General features: G+C 68.1%; 28 protein-coding genes. 10 read left to right on the forward strand and 18 right to left on the reverse strand.

Annotated features, from left to right (window positions below):
- Window positions 1-21 precede the first annotated feature (21 nt).
- The 5 genes from AB5J62_RS00805 to AB5J62_RS00825 are packed head-to-tail and all read right to left on the reverse strand — an operon-like array spanning window position 22 to window position 3,211.
- On the reverse strand, window positions 22-660 hold the full coding sequence (locus AB5J62_RS00805; RefSeq protein ID WP_370946169.1) for a nitroreductase family protein: 639 nt from the start codon (window positions 658-660) through the stop codon (window positions 22-24).
- Window positions 654-1,640, reverse strand: coding sequence for an aldo/keto reductase (locus AB5J62_RS00810; RefSeq protein ID WP_370946170.1), 987 nt, complete (start codon window positions 1,638-1,640; stop codon window positions 654-656). The genes AB5J62_RS00805 and AB5J62_RS00810 overlap by 7 nt, the downstream gene beginning before the upstream one ends.
- Before the next feature lie 29 nt (window positions 1,641-1,669).
- Window positions 1,670-2,056 (reverse strand): ATP-binding protein, encoded by a 387-nt coding sequence (locus AB5J62_RS00815; protein WP_370946171.1) that lies wholly within the window; start codon window positions 2,054-2,056, stop codon window positions 1,670-1,672.
- 4 nt (window positions 2,057-2,060) lie between these two features.
- Window positions 2,061-2,777 carry a SigB/SigF/SigG family RNA polymerase sigma factor gene (locus tag AB5J62_RS00820; RefSeq protein ID WP_370950138.1) on the reverse strand — a complete coding sequence of 239 codons (717 nt, stop codon included), beginning with the start codon at window positions 2,775-2,777 and terminating at the stop codon, window positions 2,061-2,063.
- A gap of 50 nt (window positions 2,778-2,827) precedes the next feature.
- Window positions 2,828-3,211 (reverse strand): anti-sigma factor, encoded by a 384-nt coding sequence (locus tag AB5J62_RS00825; RefSeq protein WP_370946172.1) that lies wholly within the window; start codon window positions 3,209-3,211, stop codon window positions 2,828-2,830.
- A 138-nt stretch (window positions 3,212-3,349) separates the two neighbouring features.
- Here AB5J62_RS00825 and AB5J62_RS00830 point away from each other — a divergent pair, with 138 nt between their 5' ends.
- From AB5J62_RS00830 to AB5J62_RS00840, 3 genes are read left to right on the forward strand one after another with little or no spacing between them, the layout of a single operon-like run.
- Complete coding sequence (locus AB5J62_RS00830; RefSeq protein ID WP_370946173.1) at window positions 3,350-3,658, forward strand: WhiB family transcriptional regulator; 309 nt, start codon at window positions 3,350-3,352, stop codon at window positions 3,656-3,658.
- 50 nt (window positions 3,659-3,708) lie between these two features.
- Entirely contained in the window at window positions 3,709-4,053 is a 345-nt protein-coding gene (locus AB5J62_RS00835; protein WP_370946174.1) for an STAS domain-containing protein, read from the forward strand.
- 32 nt (window positions 4,054-4,085) lie between these two features.
- Window positions 4,086-4,871, forward strand: coding sequence for a metal-dependent hydrolase (locus AB5J62_RS00840; protein ID WP_370950139.1), 786 nt, complete (start codon window positions 4,086-4,088; stop codon window positions 4,869-4,871).
- Here AB5J62_RS00840 and AB5J62_RS00845 read toward each other — a convergent pair.
- The gene (locus tag AB5J62_RS00845; RefSeq protein WP_370946175.1) at window positions 4,861-5,550 is read right to left on the reverse strand and encodes a class I SAM-dependent methyltransferase; all 690 of its coding nucleotides are present in this window, start codon (window positions 5,548-5,550) and stop codon (window positions 4,861-4,863) included. The two genes, AB5J62_RS00840 and AB5J62_RS00845, sit on opposite strands and share 11 nt — an antisense overlap.
- A 78-nt stretch (window positions 5,551-5,628) precedes the next feature.
- Between AB5J62_RS00845 and AB5J62_RS00850 the strand changes: the two genes are divergently transcribed.
- Window positions 5,629-6,177 (forward strand): TetR/AcrR family transcriptional regulator, encoded by a 549-nt coding sequence (locus AB5J62_RS00850; protein WP_370950140.1) that lies wholly within the window; start codon window positions 5,629-5,631, stop codon window positions 6,175-6,177.
- Here the strand turns inward: AB5J62_RS00850 and AB5J62_RS00855 are convergent.
- On the reverse strand, window positions 6,123-7,376 hold the full coding sequence (locus AB5J62_RS00855) for an MFS transporter (protein WP_370946176.1): 1,254 nt from the start codon (window positions 7,374-7,376) through the stop codon (window positions 6,123-6,125). The two genes, AB5J62_RS00850 and AB5J62_RS00855, sit on opposite strands and share 55 nt — an antisense overlap.
- A gap of 202 nt (window positions 7,377-7,578) precedes the next feature.
- Here AB5J62_RS00855 and AB5J62_RS00860 point away from each other — a divergent pair, with 202 nt between their 5' ends.
- Entirely contained in the window at window positions 7,579-7,911 is a 333-nt protein-coding gene (locus tag AB5J62_RS00860; RefSeq protein WP_370946177.1) for a hypothetical protein, read from the forward strand.
- On the opposite strand, the gene AB5J62_RS00865 is transcribed toward AB5J62_RS00860, so the two are convergent.
- Window positions 7,904-8,740 carry an SGNH/GDSL hydrolase family protein gene (locus AB5J62_RS00865; protein ID WP_370946178.1) on the reverse strand — a complete coding sequence of 279 codons (837 nt, stop codon included), beginning with the start codon at window positions 8,738-8,740 and terminating at the stop codon, window positions 7,904-7,906. The two genes, AB5J62_RS00860 and AB5J62_RS00865, sit on opposite strands and share 8 nt — an antisense overlap.
- Window positions 8,741-8,888: 148 nt before the next feature.
- On the opposite strand from AB5J62_RS00865, the gene AB5J62_RS00870 reads away from it, so the two are divergent.
- The 3 genes from AB5J62_RS00870 (at window position 8,889) to AB5J62_RS00880 (ending at window position 11,364) form a co-directional block, all read left to right on the forward strand.
- The gene (locus AB5J62_RS00870) at window positions 8,889-9,374 is read left to right on the forward strand and encodes a hypothetical protein (RefSeq protein WP_370946179.1); all 486 of its coding nucleotides are present in this window, start codon (window positions 8,889-8,891) and stop codon (window positions 9,372-9,374) included.
- A 132-nt stretch (window positions 9,375-9,506) separates the two neighbouring features.
- Window positions 9,507-10,805, forward strand: coding sequence for an MFS transporter (locus tag AB5J62_RS00875; RefSeq protein ID WP_370946180.1), 1,299 nt, complete (start codon window positions 9,507-9,509; stop codon window positions 10,803-10,805).
- Window positions 10,795-11,364 (forward strand): PaaI family thioesterase, encoded by a 570-nt coding sequence (locus tag AB5J62_RS00880; RefSeq protein WP_370946181.1) that lies wholly within the window; start codon window positions 10,795-10,797, stop codon window positions 11,362-11,364. Before AB5J62_RS00875 ends, AB5J62_RS00880 begins: the two co-directional genes overlap by 11 nt.
- Here the strand turns inward: AB5J62_RS00880 and AB5J62_RS00885 are convergent.
- The 10 genes from AB5J62_RS00885 to AB5J62_RS00930 all read right to left on the reverse strand — a co-directional run bounded on the left by AB5J62_RS00885 (window position 11,361) and on the right by AB5J62_RS00930 (window position 21,326).
- Window positions 11,361-13,871: a tetratricopeptide repeat protein gene (locus tag AB5J62_RS00885; protein WP_370946182.1), complete on the reverse strand. Its 2,511-nt coding sequence runs from the start codon at window positions 13,869-13,871 to the stop codon at window positions 11,361-11,363. The genes AB5J62_RS00880 and AB5J62_RS00885 overlap by 4 nt on opposite strands.
- Window positions 13,872-13,896: 25 nt before the next feature.
- On the reverse strand, window positions 13,897-14,841 hold the full coding sequence (locus AB5J62_RS00890) for a glutamate ABC transporter substrate-binding protein (protein WP_370946183.1): 945 nt from the start codon (window positions 14,839-14,841) through the stop codon (window positions 13,897-13,899).
- A complete protein-coding gene (locus tag AB5J62_RS00895) occupies window positions 14,838-16,205 on the reverse strand; it encodes a hypothetical protein (protein WP_370946184.1) in 1,368 nt (455 codons plus the stop codon). The genes AB5J62_RS00890 and AB5J62_RS00895 overlap by 4 nt, the downstream gene beginning before the upstream one ends.
- 77 nt (window positions 16,206-16,282) lie before the next feature.
- Entirely contained in the window at window positions 16,283-16,924 is a 642-nt protein-coding gene (locus AB5J62_RS00900; protein WP_370946185.1) for a response regulator, read from the reverse strand.
- On the reverse strand, window positions 16,921-18,006 hold the full coding sequence (locus AB5J62_RS00905) for a sensor histidine kinase (RefSeq protein ID WP_370946186.1): 1,086 nt from the start codon (window positions 18,004-18,006) through the stop codon (window positions 16,921-16,923). The genes AB5J62_RS00900 and AB5J62_RS00905 overlap by 4 nt, the downstream gene beginning before the upstream one ends.
- A 7-nt stretch (window positions 18,007-18,013) precedes the next feature.
- Window positions 18,014-18,190 (reverse strand): hypothetical protein, encoded by a 177-nt coding sequence (locus AB5J62_RS00910; protein ID WP_370946187.1) that lies wholly within the window; start codon window positions 18,188-18,190, stop codon window positions 18,014-18,016.
- A 444-nt stretch (window positions 18,191-18,634) separates the two neighbouring features.
- Window positions 18,635-18,835, reverse strand: a complete 201-nt coding sequence (locus AB5J62_RS00915; RefSeq protein WP_370946188.1) for a heavy-metal-associated domain-containing protein — start codon at window positions 18,833-18,835, stop codon at window positions 18,635-18,637.
- A 66-nt stretch (window positions 18,836-18,901) separates the two neighbouring features.
- Window positions 18,902-19,105 (reverse strand): cold-shock protein, encoded by a 204-nt coding sequence (locus tag AB5J62_RS00920; RefSeq protein ID WP_370946189.1) that lies wholly within the window; start codon window positions 19,103-19,105, stop codon window positions 18,902-18,904.
- 213 nt (window positions 19,106-19,318) lie between these two features.
- The gene (locus tag AB5J62_RS00925; protein ID WP_370946190.1) at window positions 19,319-19,489 is read right to left on the reverse strand and encodes a hypothetical protein; all 171 of its coding nucleotides are present in this window, start codon (window positions 19,487-19,489) and stop codon (window positions 19,319-19,321) included.
- Window positions 19,490-19,664: 175 nt separating this feature from the next.
- Entirely contained in the window at window positions 19,665-21,326 is a 1,662-nt protein-coding gene (locus AB5J62_RS00930; RefSeq protein WP_370950141.1) for a thiamine pyrophosphate-dependent enzyme, read from the reverse strand.
- Between the two features lie 105 nt (window positions 21,327-21,431).
- Between AB5J62_RS00930 and AB5J62_RS00935 the strand changes: the two genes are divergently transcribed.
- Window positions 21,432-22,715, forward strand: a complete 1,284-nt coding sequence (locus tag AB5J62_RS00935) for a hydroxyacid-oxoacid transhydrogenase (RefSeq protein ID WP_370946191.1) — start codon at window positions 21,432-21,434, stop codon at window positions 22,713-22,715.
- The gene (locus AB5J62_RS00940; RefSeq protein WP_370950142.1) at window positions 22,709-23,122 is read left to right on the forward strand and encodes an acyl-CoA thioesterase; all 414 of its coding nucleotides are present in this window, start codon (window positions 22,709-22,711) and stop codon (window positions 23,120-23,122) included. Before AB5J62_RS00935 ends, AB5J62_RS00940 begins: the two co-directional genes overlap by 7 nt.
- Window positions 23,123-23,321: the final 199 nt, after the last annotated feature.

Genomic DNA, 23,321 nt, shown 5'->3' on the forward strand with positions numbered 1-23,321 from the left:
GCGTCTTGGGAACGTCGGCGATCACCAGCGGTCGATGTGCAGTACCTCGTCCAACGGCTGGCGTGGCGCGGGCTTGAACGTGTGTCCCGTGTAGAACGCGGTCGGGATCATCGCGGCCTGGTGCACACCGGCGGGCAGGTCGAGGATCTCCGCCGCTTCCTTCTCGTACTTCAGGTGCAGCGTCGTGTACGCGGTGCCGAGCGTGAAAGCGCGGCACGCCAGCATATAGCTCCAGACCGCGGGCAGCAGCGAAGCCCACATGCCCGCCTGGTTTCCGGCGGGCAGCTCGGCCGATCCGGTCTGCAGGCAGGGGATGACCAGTACCGGCACGTCGCCCATCTTGTCGGCGAGGTACTCGACGCTGGATCCGACGCGCTGCTGGACCTTCGAGCGCTCGGGGTCGTCGGCGAAGAGTTTGCCGGCGGCGTTGGAGGAGTCGAGGTACTCGCGGCAGGAGCGCTGGTAGACCTTGCCGAGCGCGGCGCGCTGGTCGGCGTCGGTGATCACCAGCCATTGCCACTTCTGCGTGTTCGAGCCGCTCGGTGCCTGCAGCGCGATGTCGAGCGCGGTCCGGATGAGCTCCAGCGGGACCGGGCGGTCGAGGTCGAGGCGTTTGCGGACGGTACGGGTGGTGGTCAGCAGTTCTTCTGGGGTCACCATCGCTCCTGGATCAGGGGGCGGACGAGCTCGTCGTACACCTCGCGGACGGTTGCTGCCGCCTTCGCGTCGAGCGGCGGCAGTGCGGCGGCGACGGTGTTGGCGCGCGCCTGCTCTGGGTTGCGGGCACCGGGGATCACGGTGCTGACGCCCTGCTGGTCGAGGATCCAGCGCAACGCGAACTGCGCGAGCGTCTGGTCGGCCGTCAAGACCCCGCGCAGCCGCTCGACGGCTTCCAGGCCGACCTCGTAGGGGACGCCGGAGAAGGTCTCGCCGACGTCGAAGGCCTCGCCGTTGCGGTTGAAGTTGCGGTGGTCGTCCGCGGCGAACGTGGTCGACGCCGTGTACTTGCCCGAAAGCAGCCCGGACGCCAGCGGCACGCGGGCGATGATCGCGGCGCCGGCCGAGACGGCGGCGGGCAGCACGCGGTCCAACGGCTTGAGGCGCAAGCAGTTCAGGATGATCTGGACCGAGGCGACACCGGGGCGGGCCAACGCGGTCAGCGCCTCTTCGCACGTCTCGACGCTCACGCCGTACGCTGCGATGCGGCCGCGGTCGACGAGCGAATCGAGCGCGTCGAAGACCTCGTCGGACGAGTAAACGGCCGTCGGCGGGCAGTGGAGCTGGACCAGGTCCAGGGTGTCCATGTCCAGGTTCTTGCGCGAACGGTCGTTCCACGCCTCGAAGTTCGCGGCGACGTAGCCCTCGGGGACCTGCTCGGGGAGCCTGCGGCCCATTTTCGTGGCCACGAAGACGTTTTCGGCGCCACGCTCGCGGCGGAACCGGCCGACCAGGCGTTCGCTGCGGCCGTCGCCGTAGACGTCGGCCGAGTCGAAGAACGTCACGCCCTCGTCGGCGGCCGCGTGCAGGACGGCCAGCGCGTCCGACTCGTCGACATTGCCCCAGTCCGCGCCCAGCTGCCAGCAGCCGAGCCCCACCGCGCTGACCTCCCGGCCGAGCCGCGTCACTTCCCGCTTCTCCATGATCTCCAGATACTAGGGCGAGACACGCCCTAGGTCTCAACCCTGCTTCGCAAGGCGAACCGCGCCCAGACACCTTTGCCTCGCCCATCCGGATCACTGCCCCACTGCGTCGCGACCGCCTGCACCAGCAGCAGCCCGCGGCTGCGCGCGGCGGTGGGTTCCGGCGTCCGCTGCTCCGGGGGCGCTGTGCTGCGGTCGAACACGCTCAGGGTGAATTGCTCGCTGTCGTGGTCCAGCTCGAGCCGGTCGGGGCCGCCGCCGTGCTCGACGGCGTTGGTGACCAGCTCGGAGACGGCGAGCACGGCGTCGTCGACGAGATCGGCGGTGATGCCGAGTTCGGCCAGTGCCTGCCGGACGACGCGGCGGGCCATGGCTGGTGCCGTCTGGTCGTCGGGCAGTGCGAACGAGATCTTCATCGCGTCACGTGTCCGGCATGTCAGCTGTGCCCAGGCCGTCCCTGAGCTTCTTCAACGTAGCCGTCAGCAGCCGCGACACCTGCATCTGCGACACACCGACACGGCGTGCGATGTCCGACTGGCTGAGGCCGTAGCCGAAGCGCAGCGCGACGATCTTGCGCTCGCGTTCCGGCAGCGTCTCCAGCAGCGGCCGCAGCGCCTCGCGCAGCTCGGCCTGGTCCAGGTTCTCGTCGGGACCGCCGAACGCGGCGTTCGGCTGGCTCTCCAGCAAGTTGTCGAGCGAGGTCCCGTATCGGCCCTGACCTGCGCGAAGGCCTTCGTAAACCTCCTCGGTGCCGATGCCGAGGTGATGCGCGATCTCACTCGGCCGCGGCGCGCGCGAAAGCCGGATGGTCAGCTCCTCGCGGGCCGCCGCGATGCTCGCGTTCAGCTCCTTGAGCCGCCGGGGTACCCGCACCGACCAGCTGTTGTCCCGGAAGTGATGCCGCAGCTCACCCGAGATGGTCGGCACGGCGAACGCGAGGAAGTCGCTGCCGTGTGCGGGGTCGAAGCGGTCGACCGCGTTGATCAACCCGATCGTGGCGATCTGGACGAGGTCGTCGAGCGGTTCCTCGCGGTTGGAGAACTTGCGGGCCAGGTTCTTGGCCAAGGACAGATGGGTACGGACGAGTTCGTCGCGGATGGGCTCACGGCGAGGATCCTCGGCGGGGAGCTCGGCCAGTTCCGCGAAGAGCCGGTCCGCGGCCGTGGTGTCGGCCGACGGGTCGCTGGTCACCGCTCGGCCGTCGCGCACTCGCGGACGAGGTCGATGCGGGCCACGAACCCGCCGTCCTCCGGCGTGACCGTGCGCTTGGCCGACGTCGCGAGCGCGGTCAGCAACTGCCAGGTCAGCGACGTCTGCTCGGCCAGCTCAGCCGAGCGGACCGGCACCGTGACGGCCACCTCGACCCGACCGGGTTCGGCGGTGAACACGCAGGTCATCGTGCCCTCGATGGCCGAGCCCAACAGCAGCGAGCACGCCTCGTCGACCGCCATCCGGAGGTCTTCGATGGCGTCCAGGTCGAAGTCCTGGCGCATGGCGATGTCCGCGGCGAGCGTGCGCAGCGTGGGTACCACGTCCGGCACCGCGGCCGTGCGTACCTCGATCACTCCCACGGGGGCTCCTTTCGACTCGAACGCCCTGATCGGGTTGCTGCCCAGCGTAGAAGCAAACCAAACCCGACGTTTGATCCGAACCCCGGCCGGGAAACAGAGAGGCAGTTCGTGGGGATACGCAGGAAGGGCGGGAACGAAATGGCTGACGTGAGCCGGCTACCGAGTGTGGTGGCGGAGGAGTGGGACTGGCAGCTCAAAGGCTCATGCCGGGGAGCCGACAGCAGCCTGTTCTTCCACACCGACAACGAGCGCGGATCCGCCCGTGAGCGCCGCGAGGCGCGCGCGAAGGAGATCTGCCACGGCTGCCCGGTGCTGCAGCAATGCCGCAGGCACGCGCTCACCGTCCAGGAGCCCTACGGCATTTGGGGTGGTCTAGGGGAAATCGAGCGGCGTCAGCTGTTCCTCCGCCAGCGACGCGCCAGTAAGAAGTCGGTCCCCACTGGCTGACGGGATGGGCGCTCTGGGCTAGGGTCGGGCGGACCCTGAGGAGAATGTGCATGCCCTCCCCCGAGCCAGACGCAACCACGCCGGGCTTCACCATCAAGGCCGACGCGGAACCGCGCGTCGTCGTGACCGGCGAACTGGACCTGCTGACCAGCCCGCAGCTGCAAGAGCGGCTGGACGCGCTGATCGACGACAAAGGCACCGAACGGCTGGTCATCGACCTGACCGGGGTGACCTTCTTCGACTCGTCGGCACTGAACGTCCTGCTACAGGCACAAGGCCGCGCCGGCGAGCGGAAAGTCAGCCTCGCGATCGTGCCCAGCGACGCCGTGAGCCGTGTCATCGACCTGACCGGTGTCGGTGAGCATTTGACCGTTGTGCAACCGCCTGCTTCGTAACCGCACAACGGACTGGGGATCCAAATTCAATGATGGGGCGTACCCACGCCCTCACCGGCTGGTGTGCTGGCTTGGCGCTGGCACCGGCGGTGGGGGCGGGATCAGTGCACCAAGCGGTCGTTTTCGGCGCCACCACGGCGGGTTTCGCGCTGTTGCCCGATCTCGACCATCCCGGCGCGAGCGCGTCGCGGCTGTTCGGCTGGCTGACCGGGATCCTGTCCTGGGTGCTGCGCCGGGTCTCGGCGGCGCTCTACGCGCTGACCAAGGGACCGCGTGACGAGAAGGTCACCGGCACCCACCGGCACATGTCCCACACCGTGCTGTTCGCGGCCGGGCTCGGCGCGCTGACCGCGTGGGGCACCGCCAAGGGCGGGCCGTGGGCGGTGTTCGGCGTCGTCGTGTTCGGCCTGCTGCTGGCCGAAGGCGCGCTGGGTGACTGGCTGCTGCCGGTCAGCGCCGCCGCCATCGGCTGGTGGTGGTACACCGCGCCGCCCGATCACGCCGCGCAGCTCGAACAGATCACCGGCTGGCTCGGGTTCGCCGTCGCCGCGGGCTGCATCGCGCATTGCCTCGGTGACGCGCTCACCGAGTCCGGCTGCCCGTTCCTGTTCCCGCTGCCGATCGCGGGCGAGACCTGGTACGAGCTGCGGCCGCCGAAGTTCCTGCGCTTCCGCACCGGCAAGAAGGTCGAGAACCGGCTGATCTTCCCGGTCTTCGTCGTCGCGGGGATCCTGCTGGTTCCCGGTGTTTGGCAAGCGGGCGAGGCGACCTTCCAGCGGTTGTTCGTCCCGCCCGCTTCGCAGACCGCTAACCCTTGACGACGCGAAGCCAGAGGTGCCACGGATACGGGCTGACCGATCCGTCACTGTGCACGGCTTTCGGCTCGCGGACTGCCTCGATGAGCAGGCCCGACGCCTCGAACGCGTCGGTGTACCTGGTCAGCGGGTGCGTGTAGCCGGCGAAGACCATCGGGACGCCGTCGCGCTCGACCTCTTCGCGCTGGTAGGTGCCCTCGAAGTAGGTGTCGCCGACGACGAACGCGCCGTCCTCGGTCTTGCGGCCGGTGTTCGCCGGGTGCACGACCGAGATCACGAACTTGCCGTCCGGGGTCAGCACGCGGGCGGCTTCGCGGACCGCGCCCGCCATGTCGTCGATGTCCATCAACGCGTTGTAGGCGATGACGACGTCGAAACTCTCGTCCTCGAACGGAAGGTCGCACGCGTCGGCGAGCAGGTATTCGCCTTCCGGGTGCGCTTCACGGGCCGCGTCGATCAACGTCGTCGAGACGTCGATCCCGGTGACCTGATGGCCGTGCTCGGTGAGATCCCTGCTGAGCCTGCCCTCGCCGCACCCCAGGTCCAAAGTGGACTTACCGGGCGCCGGGACGAGTTTCAGGAAGTCGTCGATGTAGCGCCAATACGAGTCGAGGCCAGGTGTCCTGGTCCAGGTGATCCATTTGCGGGCGTGTTCTTCCCAGTCTTCGGCAGCGTTCCCCATGACCTGGACCATAGTGGGGAATGTGCTGGTCAGCGATCGAGTTGATGCTCTACGAGAGCCCCGCCTGACTTGGAGGACCTGGTGACCGTCGCGAAACCGGCGTTGCGTGCCGACGCGCGCCGCAACCGGGCACGCGTGCTCGAAGCGGCCGAAGAGGTCTTCGCGGCCGAGGGACTCGGCGTGCCGCTCGACGAGATCGCGCGCCGCGCCGGGGTCGGCGCGGGCACCGTCTACCGGCATTTTCCCAGCAAGGAAGCGCTGTTCCAAGCCGTCATCCTGGAGCGGATCGAGCAGTTCGCGCAGGAAGCGCGTGACCTGCTCGGGTCACCTGATCCCGGCGCCGCCTTCTTCGGGTACCTCCAGCGGGTGATCGACCAGTGCGCCCGCAACAAGGCGCTGTGCGACGCGCTCGCCGAGTCGACCGGGCTCGGTTTCAAGTCCGAAGCGGACAGCGACCTCCAAGGCGGACTCGCCGACCTGCTCGCGCTCGCGCAGTCGGCGGGCGCGGTGCGCGCCGACATCGACGTCGCCGACCTGCGCGCGCTGATCGTCGGCTGCCTCGCGATGGACCGCTACGCCGGTGGCGCCGGGCCGTCCAAGGTCGTGTTCGACGGGCTCAAGGCGTGATGGCGCAGTGAAACCAAGTACCAGACCCCGTTTGCGAAAAGACCCGCGGCGGCCACAGACAAAGCCACCCGAGTACCGAATCCGCTGGCGATGATCCCGCCGAGCAGGCTCCCGATCGGCGCGGTGCCGAACAGCAGGAACTTGATCGTCGCGTTGACGCGGCCACGCAGCCGCTCCGGCGTGATCGACTGCTGAAGGCTGACGGCCACGACGTTCGTCACGATCACGAGGTAGCTGCCGCCGAAACCGGCGATCACATAGCTGACGAGTCCCCAGCCGGGCATGGTCAGCGGGAAGAACGCCGACACCAGCCCGAAGACGAAATAGCCGAGCCTGAGCGTCTCGATTTCGCTGAACTTCGCGCTGACTCGACGCGCGGTCAGCGCGCCCGCGAGCGCGCCGAGCAGCGTGGTCGTGCTCAGCAGGCCGATCGCGGCGGGGGACAGGCCGATCTCGCGGCGCAGGAACACGACCACCAGCGCGAGGTGGATGGACTGGAACAGGCTGATCACCGCGCTGCTGACGCCCATCGCGCGCAGCAGGCGGTCGGCGAAGACCAGTTTCAGGCCTTCCGCGATCTCGCTGCGCAGACTTCGCTTGGCCGCTTCCGGGCGTGGCTCGGGTCGGTGGATACGGCGTATCCACGCCGCGGACCAGAGGAACCCGAACGCGGTGACGAGCAGCGAACCCGGACCGCCGGTCAGCTGGAACAGGAACCCGCCCGAACTCGGCCCGGCGACAGCGGCGACCGAGAGGTTCGTCTGCAGGCGGGCGTTGCCTTCGAGCAGTTCGTCGCGGGACACCAGCCGCGGCAGGTAGGTCTGATGGGCGATGTCGAAGACGACCGTCAGCATGCCGACCGCGAACACCGCCATGAGCAGGTGCCCCAGCGTCAGCACGCCGAACGCCGCGGCGAGCGGGATCGAAAGCAGGATCAGCGCACGGCCGACGTCCGCCGCGATGAGCAGCGGCCGAGTGCGCGCCCGGTCGCACCAGGCGCCGACCTGCAGGCCGAGCAGCAGGTACGCGAGCGTGTCCAGCATGCGCAGCAGCGAGACCTCGAACGCGGTCGCGTGCAACGTCTCGATGGCCAGCAACGGCACCACGAGCACGCCGACCCGGCTCCCGAACTGACTGAGCGCGTCACCGATCCACAGTCTGCGAAAGTCGATGTTCCGCAGCAGACCCCCAGCGATCATGGCATCCACGATGCCAGAGTTGAGTCGGCAAGGCTCAACTTTCGCCGGAAAGCTTAATCGAATGAGGCCGCGCGCCCGGTTGCACGCTCTGTAACAGAACTTAAGATCAAGGCGAGTAGCCGGTAGAGATCCCCAGAGGCTGAGCGAAGTTGGTCAAGCGAAGGACATAACACTCGGTAACCTCGCCTGGAGGAGGGACACCATGGCATCGAACGTGGGTTCCGTGGCCGTCGTGTGCCTCGCCGGCTTCTCCGCCGGACTCCTCGTCGCCGCCATCCTGGTCGCGAACCGGGAAAACGGCAGGCCACCGGCCCCCGTCGGCGCGGTCGTCGCGCCAACGGAGACCTCGACGCCCGCCCAGCCCGTCACGATCACCGTCACCGGCCGTCCGCCTGCCCGCCCGACGGTCACCGAAATCGTCCCCGTGCCGACGCGCTCGACGGTAACCGAGACCGTGGTCGTCACTCCGAGTGAGTCGACGACCACGACCTCGTCCTCCCCGTCGTCCTCGACGAGCGCGACCGGGCTCAACTGAGCGCGGCGAGCACCTGCGCGGCCTGGTTCCGCGCGCCGGCGGCATTCGGGTGAACCGGCGCGGCCGGGTTCGACGGCACGATCCCCTCGACCCACCGCACGCTCGCGGGCTTGCACATGTCGTGCCCGACGCTCGACTCGTAGGTGTCGACATAGACCGCGCCGACCGCCGCGGCCTGCTCGGCGAGCACGTCGTTGAGCAGCTTGGTGATGTCACGCAGATAAGGCGCGTCGCCGTCGGAGATCGGCAGGAACGGCCAGCAGTTGGTCCCGTCGTCCGGCATCAGCGTCGGATAGCCGACGAGCACGACCTTCGCCTGCGGCGACCGCGCCTTGACGCCCAGCAGCACGTTCTTCACCTTGGGCCCGACCGCGCGGACCTTGTCCCCGAGCCGGTCGTGCCCGTTGCTCGAGTAGTAGTCCTGGCACGGCGAGCCGTGCGGCTTGAACGCGCCCAGTCCCGCGCAGGTCACGACGACCTCGGCGAACGGCACATCGTTCCCGCCGATCCCGACGGTCACCAGCGACGTGTCCGCCTTGAGCCGGTCGAACTGCGGAGTGTTGAGCGGGATCTGCGCACCGGTCATGTGCTCGGTCGTCGCGCCGCCGCAGCTGGCGTCGGTGAACTTGGCGGGCTTGATGCCCTGCGCGACCAGCGACGGGTAGTTCCGGTCGGAACGGGTGCACGGCAGGTTGACCTGGTTCGGGATGAGCGAGCCGGAGGTGTACGAGTCGCCGATCGACACGTAACTGACGCCGGCGGCTTCGGCGGGAGCGGCGACGACCGCCGCCGTGATGAGCAGAGCAGGGATCACGGACAGTCGACGCACGGTGGTCTCCTCGTTGATACACCAGTCCGATAATTAACCTACTTTCTAGTAGCTGTTGCCTACCGCGGGGTAGGTCCGATCGGTGGGTCTTGGAACTCGGCCGGCGCGGCGATGCAACCGGATCGCGGGTTCGGGTCGTCCTTGCCGCATGGGGAAAACATGGGGTGTACCAGCCGTCGCGCTGGTTTTGGTGACCGTCACGGCGTGCGGCGCGGTCGGCTCGGGCGGTGGCCCTGAATGCACGGCCATCGGCGCGTCGACCGGGATCGGTGTCGACTTGGCGCCCGAGGTGGCCGCGGCGATCACCGGTGGCCAGATGGAGGTCTGCTGGAACGGTGACTGTCACACCAAGGAGCTCACGCTCAGCCCGTCGACCAAGGCGGGGCCGACGACCTGCACGAACGCGGACGTCTGCTCGGCGCAGGCCGTGCCGACCGGCGGGAAGCACGGGTTCGCGGACCTGCCCGGCCTGCCTGCCGCCGAGGTCAAGGTGACCGTCGGGTTCGACGGCGGGCCGACGCGTACGGTGCACCTCATCCCGAAGATGCTGTTCCCCAACGGGCCGGACTGCGGCGGGCAGGGGCCCCAAGGTCAACTTGAGCTGGTCGCGGACGGGAGTGTTCGCGTGAAGTAACCCGGCGTCGACCTGGGGAACGTTTCACTACACCCATTCGGGGGAACCCCGGCACGCATGTCATCGAATGCGGCGGACACGGTCCGCGAGGCACCGCCTGAAGAAATTCGTAAGGCTGTGGCCGGAGCGGCCATGGGTAACTGCATCGAATGGTACGACTTCGGGGTCTTCGGGTTCATGCCCGCGATCCTCGGCCAGGTGTTCTTCAACGCCTCCAGTACTTCGGAGGGCGCGCTGGCGACCTTCGCGGTGCTGGCGATCACGTTCATCGTGCGGCCGTTCGGCAGCTTCGTGTTCGGGCCGCTCGGGGACAAGATCGGGCGGCAGAAGGTGCTGGCGCTGACGATCATCCTGATGTCCGGGTCGACGTTCGTGATCGGGCTGCTGCCGTCGTACGCGACCATCGGGCCGGGCGCGGCGGTCATCCTGATCCTGCTGCGCACCATCCAGGGTTTCTCCGCCGGCGGGGAGTACGGCGGGGCGGCGACGTTCATCGCCGAGTACGCGCCCGCGCGCAAACGTGGGTTCTGGGGTAGCTGGCTCGAATTCGGGACGCTGGTCGGGTTCGCCATGGGCGCCGGGTTCGTCACCCTGTTCACCATCGCGCTGGGCGACGACGCCATGCGCGAGTGGGGCTGGCGCCTGCCGTTCCTGATCGCCGGTCCGCTCGGCCTGATCGGTCTGTACCTGCGGAACAAGCTGGAGGACACCCCGCTGTTCCAGGAGCTGGAGCAGAAGAAGCAGGTCGAGAAGTCGCCGTTGAAGACACTGCTGAAGAAGCACTGGTCGTCGATCCTGCACCTGATCGGCATCGTCGTGATGCTGAACGTCGCCGACTACATCGTCATCACCTACCTGGAGACCTACCTCAAGGACGTGGTCGGGTTCTCCGGGAACGCGCCATTGCTGATCATTCTGGGCACGATCCTGTTCATGCTGATCGTGATCGTCCCGGTCGGCTCGTTCAGCGACAAGATAGGCCGGAAACCGATCCTGATCGCGTCGTGTGCGGGATTCCTCGTGCTGCCGATTCCCGCGTTCTCGATCATGGAAGCGTCCAAGGACGACCGGAACGTGCTGCAGCTCGCGCTGGGTGTAGCGATGATCGCGATCCCGCTGGTGCTGATTCTCGCCGTGCTCGCCGCGACGCTGCCCGCGATGTTCCCGACGCCGGAACGGTACGGCGGCTTCTCCATTGGTTACAGCGTTTCGACCGCGTTGTTCGGTGGCACCGCTTCGTACATCGTCAGCAGCCTGGTCGACAGCACCGGCAACAACCTGTGGCCCGCGTACTACCTGATGGGCGCGGCCGCGATCGCGGCGATCCCGATTTTGCTGCTTCCTGAAACATCGGGCATTTCACTGCGCCGGGTGGTCAGTTCACGCGTGATCCGGCGGCGGCAGGGGTTAACGTCTGCGCATGAGTCGTAACGTCCCCGACTGGCCGCCGGTCGATGTAGAGCCGGTACCCGTCCACCCCAAGGCGCCATCGGCGGGTACCAAGCTCGGCCCGCACTACAGCGAATGTTTCGGCTGTGGTGACGAGGTGCCGACCGGGCTGCGGCTGCAGTCCACAATGGGCGATGAGCACACGGTGCACTCGCAGTTCACCGTCACCGCCGCGCACCAGGGCGCGCCGGGGCTCGCGCACGGTGGGCTGCTGGCCGCCGCGTTCGACGAGGCGCTCGGCGCGACCGTCGGCTATCAGCTGCGCAAGCCCGCCGTCACCGGACGGCTGGAGACCGACTTCCTCCGCCCGGTGCCGGTGGGCTCGACGTTGTTCATCGTCGGCAAGCTCGACGGGATGGCCGGGCGCAAGGTGTACGTCAGCGCGAACGGCCACCTCGACGCCGAGGACGGGCCGATCGCGTTGCGCGCGCGTGCGTTGTTCGTGATCGTCGCCGTCGAGCACTTCACCACGCACGGCGACAAGGACGCGATCGCCAAGCTCTCGGAGTCGAGCCAGCGACGGCCCGACCTCAATCCCTAGGTCAGCGTGCGCGGCCGGACCGCGTTGGCCTTGTCGACCAGCGCGATCCGTTGCTCCGCCGTGTTCGCGAGCCTGGCCAGCGCGCGGTAGCACCGCTCGAGTCCAAAGCGGACTTCACGGTCCTCCAGCGCGCAGCCGACGACGCGCATTCCTGGCTGGGCTTGTCCCGTCCGCAGCCAGTCGTGCGCGGATTCGAGCACGTCGGCGGCGAGCCGGGTGCGGCGCTCGGCGTCGAGCGTGAGCCGCTCCAGGCGGTGTGACGCGTCGAGCAGGTCGCGCTCGGTCACCGCCTTGCCGTCGCCGCCGACCCTGGTCTTGATCTTGATGGCGGCCACTTGCGCGGCCGTGTGGTGCGTCGACGACAGCGGCACCGCTTCGAGCACCTCGATCGCGCCCGCCCGCGCGCCCTGCGCGAGGTAGACCCGCGCGAGGCCGAAGGCGGCGCTGACGTAAGACCGGTCCGTGCGCCACACCAGCTCGTAGAACCGCGCGGCGCCGAAGTAGTCGCCGACGCCTTCCGCGCTGATCCCGAGCGCCAGCTTCGGCGCGATCTCACCGGGCAGCTCGTCGTACACCGAGTCGAACGCGACATGCGCGACGCGTGGCCGTCCACCGGCCAGCTCGATCAGGCCGCGGTACCAGTCGATCCGCCAGTCGTGCGGGAAACCGGCCTTGATGGCCAGGTACTGCGCGGCCTGCAGCTGCCGCTGCGCCTCGGCCAGCTCGCCGAGTTCGATACGGGCACGCACGATCCGCAGCCGCACCTCGATCGACTCGCGTGGCGCGCCCGCCAGCGACTCGATGGCCTCGCGCGGATCCGCGACCGTGTTCGTCGCGAGCACGCCGGCGCCGGGGTCGTCGGTGTCGACCTGGGGGACCGGCAGCCCGGTGACGACCTCGCGGGCATCCGGCAACGGCACGTTCTGGCCGGGTTCCGGCACGACCAGGTCCACACCGAACGCGCGGCTCTCGGGTCCGAAGACCGTCGAGACGCCGGGCCTCGGCTCGTTGGTGCCGAGCGCCATGATCTCGCGCAGCACCCCGGTCAGCTGGTCGCCCATGTCCTCGGCGGCGATGAACCGCCGGTCCGGGTCGGCGTGCGTCGCACGCTTCAGGAACCGGTAGTACGAACCGAAAAGCGAGAACAAAGGCACTTCGCTCGGCGGCGGCAGCGTGGTCTTGTACTTGCTCGTGTAGCCGGCGAACTCGAAGCTCAGCACGGCCAGCGTCCGGCCGACCGTGTAGAGGTCCGACGCGACCGAAGCGCCTTGCTTCGCGAGTTCCGGCGCGCTGTACCCGGTCGTGAAGAACAGCGGGCTCTCGTAGTCGTCCATCCGGCGGACCGCGCCGAGGTCGATCAGCTTGAGCTGCTCGTGCGTCTGGATCACGTTGTCCGGCTTGAGGTCGCAGTACAGCAGGCTCTGCGAGTGGAGATAACCCATGGCGGGCAAGATCTCCAGGCCGTACGCGATGACCTGGCCGATCGGCAGCGGCTCCGGCCGCTTCGTCTCGCGGTGGTGCGCGAGCGCGAGCTGACGCAGCGACTGGCCGCCGACGTACTCCATCACGATGTAGCCGACAGAGTTCCCGGTCTTCGGGTCCGCGTGCTGGACGAAGTTGTGGATCTTGACGATGTTCGGGTGCTCGACCTCGGCGAGGAAGCGGACCTCGTTCGCCGCGGCCAGCATCGCGGTCGCGTCGCCGGTGTTGATCAGGCCCTTGAGCACCACCCAGCGGTCGCTGACGTTGTGGTCCTGCGCGAGGTAGATCCAGCCGAGCCCGCCGTACGCGAGCGCGCCGAGCACCTCGTACTGGCCGCCGACGATCTCGTTCGGCGCCAGCTTCGGCACGAACGAGAACGGCTCGCCACAGTTGGCGCATTCGCCGTCCGGCGCACCGGGTTTCCCGTTCTCACCACGGCCGACCTTCGACCCGCACGCCCCGCAGAAGCGCTTCTCCTCGGAGACCATCGGATTGTCGAGCACCGCGGACTCGGGATCGCGGTACGGCACGCGCGGGACGTCGACCAGCCCGGCACCCAGCCTGCCGCGCCGTGACGTCCGCGAAGACGTCCGCCGCGAGGTGCCGGGGAACGCGCCCGAGCCGGTGCCGCCACCGGTGCCCGCGCCCGTCCCGTGCCCGGTGCCGGTGCTGCGCTCGGGCAGCACGCTCTCGGTGCCGGGATCCGGCAGCGGGACGCCGGGACCGGTCGCCGGTGGCGTCGGCGGCATGATGCTCTGGGTTTCCGGCGTCGGCGCGGACAGCACACTCGTCGGCTGGGGGTCGTTGTTCGGCTCCCAGTACGGCCGGACGGCCTGCGTCTGCGGTTGCGCCTGCACTGGCGGCAGGTTCTCCCTGGTCGGCGCGTCCGGCGAGGCCGCGGGCCGTACCGGCGCGTGGAAGATCGTGCGCTCGGCCGCCGACTCTTCGAGCCTGCCGGAAACGGGCGCCTCCGGCTCCTGGGCGTCAGGTGCTGCGTGCCGAGGACGGCGCGGCTCCTCCGACACTGCTACCTCCCGATCCGAAAAAGCGTCATTTGTACGTGGGCTGCGGCGGGTCGGCGGGTGGCAGCCGTCCCCCGAGCCAGCGGTCGTAGCTCTGCTTCCAGGTGCCGTTGCCCCGCACGTCTTCGAGCACCGCGTTCACGAAGCGGACCATGTCGTCGTTGTCCTTCGGGATGCCGATCCCGTAGTTCTCCGTGGTGAACGGCTCGCCGATGACCTGCACGGTCGGGTCCTGCGCCGCCATGCCCGCGAGGATCACGTCGTCGGTGGACACCGCGTCGACCTGGCCCTGCTGCAACATCACCAGGCAGTCCGACCAGTTGTCCACCGAGACCGGGATCGGCTTCGCCGGGTCGGTGGCGATCTTCGTCAGCGAGGTCGACGTCTTGGTCGCGCACACCTTCTTGTTCGCCAGATCCGGCAGGCTCTTCACCCGGGAACTCTTGTCCACCAGTATCTTCTGGCCCGCCTTGTAGTACACCGACGAGAACGCGATGTCCTTGAGCCTGCTGCAGTTGATGCTGTAAGTGCGGACGACGATGTCGACCTGGTTGTCCTTCAACACGTTCTCGCGCTGCGACGACGGGATCGCGCGGAAGCGGATCTTGCTGTCGTCACCGAAGATCGCCTTGGCCACCTGCTTGGCCATGTCGATGTCGAAACCTTCGAGCGCCCCGGTGGTCGGGTTGCGGAAACCGAAGAGGAACGTCGTCTGGTCGACACCCGCGATCAGGTGCCCGCGCTCCTTGATCTTCGCCATCGTGCCGGTGATGGATTTTCCTTGCGGCGCAAGGGAGGCGAGCGGGTCGCCGCATTCGGTCTTCGCCGCGTCGGGTTTCAGGTCGGCGCCGCCGACATGCGCCGGCTGCGGCCGGATCGCCTCGGTGACCGGCGCGGGGTCGACCGGTGTCCCGGCACTGCCGCAGGCGGTGGCCAGCAGCGCGACGCCGAGAATTCCGAAAAGCCGCTTCACCGGTACTCCCTCAGCCGTTCACGGATGCCGATGGCCACCCCGCCCGCGGCGACGACCGCGAGCACGCCGAGTCCCGGCGCGAGCAAGGTCAGCCAGCGGTCGCCTGATCGGGTGTCGTCCAGGAAGTTCTGCCTGCCGACGTTGATGGCCTTGACCAGATTTTCGTCAAGGCGAAGGAAAGCGGCGGCCGAACCGTCCTCTTTGGACACATCGATGGCCGCCTTCACGGCGTCGTCGTACTGGCCGCTGGTGTCGGTCTTGCGGATCTCGGCGTACGCCTTGAACCAGGCGAGCGCGCTCTGGTTCGCCGCTTCGACCTCGGTCTTGGCGGCGGTGAGTCCCTTGGCCTCGCCGAGCAGCCCGCTCTTCTGGTCGGCGCCGATCAGCTGCGCCTGCAGCGAGGCGAAATCCTTTTCGTAGGAAGCGCCGTCGCCGCGGGCGACCAGCGTGAGCGTCTCGTCGGCGCGAGCCTGCAGCGCGGCGATCCGCGCGCGGACCAGGACGTCCACCTGGTGACTGCCGTCGGCCTCGCCGCCGCGGACCTGCGTGCTCTGCACGATCATCGCGACCGAGCCCCACAGCAGGCCGACCACGACCGCGCCGGTCGCGACCAGCAGCCCGACGTTGATCACCCGGTTCGTCTTGCGGGTGAGGTGGATCTGGGTGGCGGCCAGCGCGGCGAGCAGCCCGAGCGTGAGCAGCGTGCTCAGCCAGGGGAACGCGTTCGCGTCGTCCTGCGAGTTCGCGAGCCGGTCGGTGTCGATCTGGTAGAGCTCCTGCGCGGCGGGCAGCACCTTGGAGCGCATGAGTTCCGAAGCTTCGCGCAGGTAGGAGGCGCCGGCGGGGTAACCCTGCTTGTTGTTCGCGCGCGCGGTCTCGACCAGGCCGGTGTAGACCGGCAGCAGCTGGCCGACCAGGTTGACCTGCTGCGCGGCGCCGTCACCGGCGTCGGAGGCGGCCTTCGCGAGCGCGGCGCCTGCCTGCGCGATGTCCAGCTCGTACCGGGCACGCAGCGCGGGCGGCTCACTGCCGACCGAAAGGAACGCGCTCGCCGCGGTCGCGTCGGCGTCCGAGAGCGACCGGTAGACCTGCTGCGACGCCACGGCCAGCGGCTCGCGGTGATCGATCAGGTCGTTGATCGTGTCCTTCTTCGTCTGCACACCGACGGTCGCGATGATGCCGGTCAGCAGCACGAGCAGGCCGAGCCCGACCCCGATCACCGAAAGCCGTCCCGGCGTCGCGCGCGTCGACCGGATGATCCCGCGTACCGCCATCCCGGGAAGAGCCAGCAGGCTCGCGAGCCCGGACTTCGGCTCACGCGGCGGTGCTGGTCGCGCACCCGGCCGCGCTTCAGTGGTGGTCATGGCCCTCCCCAATACATACGGGGATGAAGGTAGCCGAGACGACTAGTCGACAGCCACCTAGCCACGCCCGAACTCGGTCACAGCCCGAGGTCGTTGGCGAGCGCGTACCGGACCGCTTCCGCCCGGTTACGCACGCCGATCTTCGCGAACGTGTTGTTGATGTGGGTCTTCACCGTCGCCTCGCCGATGAACAGCTCGGCGGCGATCTCACCGTTGCTCAGGCCACCCGCGACCAGCCCGAGCACCTCGGCCTCACGGCTGGTCAGCCCGTCCGGCAGCTCGACACGCTTGCGCGCTGGTTTCGAACTCAACGCCTCGATCAGGCGCTGGGCGACCGCGGCGTCGAACGTCGACTGCCCGGCCGCGGCCGAACGCAGCGCCGCGCCGATCTCCGCGCGGCCCGCGTCCTTGGTCAGATAACCCTTCGCGCCCGCCTTGAGCGCACCGACGATCGACTCGTCGTCGGCGTACGTGGTCAGCACCAGCACCGCCGTGCCCGGATACTCGCTGGTAATGCGCCGGGTCGCGGCGACACCGTCCAGCACCGGCATCCGCAGGTCCATCAGCACGACATCGGGGCAGGCCGTGGCGGTCAGCGCGAGCGCCTCCGCGCCGTTGGCCGCCGAGCCGACGACCTCGATGCCGTCGACCATGCCGAGCAGCGCGACCAATCCCTCGCGCATGACCTGCTGATCGTCGGCCACGAGCACCTTGATCACGCGCGCACCTCCGCCGAAACCACCCAGTACTTCCCTTCGAAACCCGAGGTCAGCGTCCCATCAGCGAGCGCGAGCCGCTCACCCATCCCGGTCAGCCCGAACCCGGACCCCGCCACCCCCGAAGCCTCGTTCCGCACGACCAGCCGCACGACACCCTCGCCGAACTCCAGCGTCATCGCGACCGGAACCCCCGGCGCGTGCTTGCCCGCGTTGGTCAGCGCCTCCCGCGCCGTTCCGACCAAGGACACGGTCGCCGCCGTCGGCAACGGCCGCGCCGCACCGGTCGCCTCGAACTCCACGACCCCGTGATGCGCGTCGACCAGCGCCTCCAACGCCTCTATCAGCGACGGAACATCCCGCCGCAACGCGGAGACGGCATTGCGCGCCTCGGCGAGCCCGTCCGCCGCGAGCCTGCGCGACCGCCTGATCGTGGCCAGCGCGTTGTCCACATCGGACTTCTCAGCCAGCAGCGCCTCGGCCAGTTCGAGCTGAACCCCCAGCGCGCCAAGGGAATGCGCGAGCACATCATGGATCTCCCGCGCGATCCGCGTCCGCTCGTCGAGCGCGGCGGCCCGCGCGTGTTCGGCCTGCGCGAGCTTGGTCTGCTCCAGCAGCGCGTGCGCTTGCTCGGCCTGGACCTCGTACTGCCGCCTGTTGAGACCGAGCAGTAGTAAGAGGAGCATCACGCCGGCGTCGACGAGGCCGTCTTTGTCCAGCGCCAGCGCGAGCACGATGTCCGCGGAGCCGACCAGCACGATCGACAGCACACTCAGCCTGGCCATCGTCGCCAGCCTGCCGAGCGTGATGACGCACAGGACGATCGCCGACGAGTCTTCGGCGAGCCCCAACGTCATCGCGGGAATCAGCGTCGACGCCGCGAGCAGGCCCTGCGCCAGCCATGGCCACCGGTGATCGGTGCCGACGAACCCGAGCCACGCCAGCGTGCTCACGCCGTAGAGCACCCACACCAGCGGCTGATGTTCCCGCGCGGTGGCCAGCGTCGCGGCGATGAGCAGCGTGCCCAGCAGCTGCACCACCAGCCAGCCTGGCGCGAGCGTGTCCGGGAGAACGGGTCGGCGCATGGTGTTCCTAGTCGCGCAAGTGGGTGATGAGCTCGATCAGGATGAGCCGGTAGGCGAGAAAGCCCATGAGTACCACCAGACCTATCAGCAGCAGTCCGATCCAAGCCTTGCCCGTCATCGCGCCCCCTTTGATCTTCTCCTGTGCCTTGTCCGTTGCCAACTTGAGCAGGTCGTTCTTGTCCATGGCGTGAACGTTAGGGACGGAGCGGGGTGGAGCGGGACCATCAAGGGGTGGACCCCCGGGTGGAGGTCGCTCACCCTGACCTGCCCCTGTATGAAGGGAGCCTTCATACGGCGCGGTCGCGGGGCCCGGCAACGTCGACGCTCCCGGGCGGGCGGGATGCGCGAACGCCACGTTCACAACGATGAGCGTTGTGAACGCCTCGTTCACTCCTTCAGTACCGCTCGAAAAGTTGGACAAAAGCGACATTATAGGACAAAGGGCGAGAGTTTTGGTCCTTTGTGGACATTTGTTCGGGTGCGTGCCGCTCAAGTCTTGGCGCGAGTGGAAGGTTTGCTCCGTTGGGTGCAGAAATTCTTCCACTCGCTCGCGCTCGTCCACCTTGGCGCGTGACAAGGGGCGCCCTTGCGAAGCTCTGGGTGACAAGGGCCGCCCTTGTCACCCGGGTCAGGCGAGTTTGTAGCCGGCTTTCTCAATGGCGGCGCGGATGTCCGACTCGGCGATGGGGTCGGCGCTGTCCACTGTGACCTGTCCGGTCTTGAGGTCGATCTTGACGTTCGAGACGCCGTCGAGTGCGTTCAGTGCGCGGCTGACGGAGCCTGCGCAGCCGCCGCAGGACATGCCGGTGACGGTGTAAGAGCTGGTCATGTGGTCGAGCATAAGGAAAAGGCCGCCACCCGCGAACGGGTGACGGCCTTTTCGGCAAGAAGTGGATCAGACCAGCGTGACCGAGGTGGCCTGCGGCCCCTTGGCGCCCTGGCCGATCTCGAACTCCACGCGGGCGTTCTCTTCGAGGCTACGGAACCCGTTGCCCTGGATCTCCGAGTAGTGCACGAAGACGTCGCCGCCGCCGTTGTCGGGAGTGATGAAGCCGAACCCCTTCTCGGAGTTGAACCACTTCACGGTGCCCTGAGTCATAAAAAGTCTCCATAGGTAAAACAAAAACAAACAAGGAAGCCACAGCGGCGACCAAGGGTCAATACCCGAACGGTTTGCTTCCTCGAAATGAGGAGACACTACGCCCGCGAAGTCTTGCGAGCGTGAACTACCACGAACACAAAAACCGAGACCATGAAAAGTAAACCACAGGTCGCCTGGTGGGGACAACCCGAGTCACCCGAGCGGTGCGGGTCAGTCGCGGGTGGACGCGACGCCGTCGGTGGCGAACGGCGAACGCGATACGGCGTCGCGGTTCGTGGCCTTGACGGCGATGTCGTGCGTCTCAGCGCTGGCGCTGAACTGCACCGGAGCCACTCCGGACGTGGAGTGGGCCTTGTCATACCGAGATGTGTCTTCGGCCATATGAGCCCCTAAAGTTCGTGATGATCTTGCCCCCGAGGCCACCCGATCAGCTTCGGTCGGGGTGTCTTCGATTGTGCCACGTTCCACCGACGAAAATGGTCGTTCGTGGCCGTAGCGTGTCGATTTCGTCTTCGATACTCGTCGGTACCTGTGCGAATATCAAGAAAATCGTTTACTACTCCGTTTGCGGTGCCGGCCTGCTCGCGCCGAGCAGGCCGCTGAGCCGGACGTCCGGGGTGACCACGTCGGGGTCGGTGCGGACGTCGATGACGCACGGCCGCTGCCGCACCAGCGCGCTCGCGATGATGGGGCCGAGCTCGTCCCTGTCGTCCACAGTATAGCCAGCCGCGCCGAGACCGCGTGCCCACGAAGCGAAATCGACCAGCCCGATCGACACGCCGGACAGCCGCCCGTGCGCCCGAGCCTGGTGCATCGCGTACGTGCCGTGCAAGCCGTTTTGGAACACCACCACGATGATCGGCGCGCGGTAGCGGACCGCGGTGTCGATCTCCTGGCCGGTCATCAGGGTGCCGCCGTCGCCGACCATCGCGACGACTGTGCGCCGCGGCTCGGCCAGTTTCGCCGCGACCGCGGCGGGCACCGCGTAGCCCATCGCCGCGTTGCTCGGGCCGAGCTGGCTGCGCGGCGCGGTGAACATCCAGTATCGGTGCATGAACTGGGCGAAGTTGCCGGCGTCGCTGGTGACGATCGTGTCTTCGGGCGCGAGCTTGCGCAGCACGCGGATCACGTCGACCGGGTGCACGCGCGCGTTCTGGCTGGTGTCGGGCGGGGTCATGAAGGTGTGCACGGCCGCGTTGGCGGCCGACGCGCGGCGGGCGCGCGGCTTCGCGACGACGCGTAGTTCCTTGATGAACGGCTCGACCTCGCTGTCGATGCGGAAGGTCAGGCCGCGGCGGCGGGTCTCGGCCATCCCGGTGCCGACCATGACCAGGGTCTGCGACGGCGTCGGGTAGCGGTAGCCCTGGGTGGTGACCTCGTCGAGCGAGGCGCCGAGCGCGAGCACGAGGTCCGCGCGCTCGAGCGCGTCGAGCTGCCTGGCCGGGATGCCGAGGCCGAGGTGGCCCGCGTAGCGCGCGTGGTTCTCGGGGAAGGCGTCCTGGCGGCGGAAGGCGTTGTAGACGGAGAAGCCGAGCTCGTCGGCGGCTGCCATCAGCTCCTCGCGGGCGGACCGCGCGCGGCCGCCGACGATGACCACCGGATAGCGCGCGTCGTCGACGAGCTGGGCGACGGCTTCGGCCGAACGGCCGAGCGCGCCGGTCTGGCGCTGCTTGATGGCGGCGACCGGCTTGGCCGAGTCGAACGGCACCCCCCACGCGTCGCTCGGCACGGCGAGCACCGCGGGGCCTGGCCGTCCCATGCGCGCGTTGTTGATCGCTTCGACGAGCAGGCCCGGCACTTCGCTGGGATCGTCGGTACGGCCGGACCACTTCGCGATCGGCTCGAACATCGCGGTCAGGTCGGCGGTCGGCAGGCTGACGGTGGACTGGGGGGTGGTGGCCGGTGTTTCCAGCAGGACGATCATGGGCGTTTCGTCCTGAAAAGCCGTTTGTACGCCAATTGCGAGATTCGCCGCGCTCGGTCCTCGGCTGGCGAGCAGCAGCGCCGGCTGATCGGTCAGCTTGCCGTCCGCTTCCGCCATGAACGCCGCGCCGGTGTCATGACGTGCGGATACGACATTGATGGAGCGCTCGGCCTGCAGGTTGTCGAGCAGTTCGAGGAAGGATTCGCCCATGACCGCGTAGACGCGACGGATACCCGCCTCGGTGAGGATGCGTACAGCCGTCTGGGCGACGGACGGTCCGAGTTGATATCTAATAAGCCAAAGCTAAGCGGGAAACGATTACTCCAGTCAAGTGATGTTCTGCTACATCACGCCCGAAGCGACGAAAGTCGCGAAACCACCGGAGGGGAGCCCGAAGCCGTGACCTCAGCGAATGAACGCGAAACCGTTTTCACGTACGGCGCACCGGCGTTGAAGTACGGCGCCGGGTCGAGTGACGAGATCGGTTACGACCTGACGCAGTACGGTGCGAAACGGGTGCTCGTCATCACCGATCCCGGCGTCGCGGCGACCGGCTGGCCGCAGCGGATCGCCGACGGGATCGCGGGCTACGGCCTGGAAGTCGAGGTATTCGACCAGGTTCACGTCGAACCGACCGACATCAGCATGCGCAAGGCGGTCGACTTCGCGCGGGGTACCGGCCCGTGGGACGCCTTCGTCGCGGTCGGCGGCGGGTCCAGTATCGACACCGCCAAGGCCGCGAACCTGTTGACCAGCAACGACGGCGACCTGATGGACTACGTCAACAAGCCGGTCGGCGGTGGCCGCGCGCCTGCCGCGCCGCTGAAGCCGCTGGTCGCCGTGCCGACGACGACCGGCACCGGCGCGGAGAGCACCACGGTCTGCGTGCTGGACGTGCTCGCGTTGCGTGTCAAGAGCGGGATCAGCCATCTCCGGCTGCGCCCGACGCTGGCCGTCGTCGATCCCCGCTTGACCGTCAGCCAGCCGCCGGAGGTCACCGCGGCGGCGGGCATGGACATCCTGTGTCACGCGGCGGAGAGCTACACGGCCAAGCCCTACACCGAGTTCGACCGTAAACGGCCAGAAGAGCGAGTCCCTTACTGTGGCTCGAACCCGCTCGCCGACATGTTCGCCGAGCAGGCGCTGCGGCTGCTGTCCTGGGCGCTGCCCGCCGCCGTCCGCGACGGCTCCGACATGAAGGCCCGCCAGGACATGGCGCTCGCCGCGACCTTCGCCGGACTCGGCTTCGGCAACGCCGGCGTGCACATCCCGCACGCCAACGCGTACCCGATCGCCGGTCAGGTAAAGGATTTCCGGCCGTCCGGCTATCCGGCCGACGAGGCGATGGTCCCGCACGGCATGGCCGTCTCACTGACCGCGCCCGCCGCCTTCCGCTTCACCTACGACGCCGCGCCGGAACGCCACATCCGCGTCGCGCGACTGCTGGCGCCCGACCTGGAGTGGCCCGGCGACCGGTCCGAATACCTGCCGGCGGTGCTGATCAACCTCATGCGCGAGATCGGCATCCCGAACGGCATCGGCGGTGTCGGCTACACGGAGTCCGATGTGGACGAGCTGGTCGAAGGAACCTTGAAGCAGCAGCGGTTGCTGGCCACCGCGCCCCGCTCGCCGGGCCGCGACGACCTGGCCGCCATCCTGCGCGACTCGGTGGTGCTCTGGTGAGCTACGCGTATTGGCAGACGGTTCCGTTGCGCTGGAAGGACAACGACGTCTACGGGCACGTCAACAACGTCGTGCACTACTCGATGATGGACACCGTGATCAACACCTGGCTGATCGAGCAGGGCGGCCTGGACATCGAGGCCGGCGAGGTCATCGGCCTCTGCGTCGAGTCGCATTGCAACTACAAAGGCTCGGTGTCGTTCCCGGACAGCCTCCACATCGGCCTGCGTGTCGGCCATCTCGGCCGGTCCAGCGTCCGCTACGAGATCGGCATGTACCGGGCCGACCGGGCGGAGGTCATCGCCGAGGGCCATTTCGTCCACGTCTTCGTCGACCGGGCCGCGCGCCGCCCGGTCGAGGTCACCGGCAAGCTGCGCGAGTCGTTGCAGGCGTTGGTCGTCGAATGAACGATTTCGTGTAATGGTCGGTGAATAATTGCCCGATTGCGATGTATCTGCTTAACCTGTGGCGGGGTCGGCTCGACCAGGAGGTAATAATGCGCAAGGTCTTCAAGTCTGTCGGTTTCATCGCGGCCCGTGTTCTCGGCCGTTCGCAGATGGCGGGCTCTTACGTCTGGTTGTAAGCCACAATTCGGCCCCGGCGTCC

It is taken from the genome of Amycolatopsis sp. cg5 (assembly GCF_041346955.1).
Taxonomy (GTDB): Bacteria; Actinomycetota; Actinomycetes; order Mycobacteriales; family Pseudonocardiaceae; genus Amycolatopsis.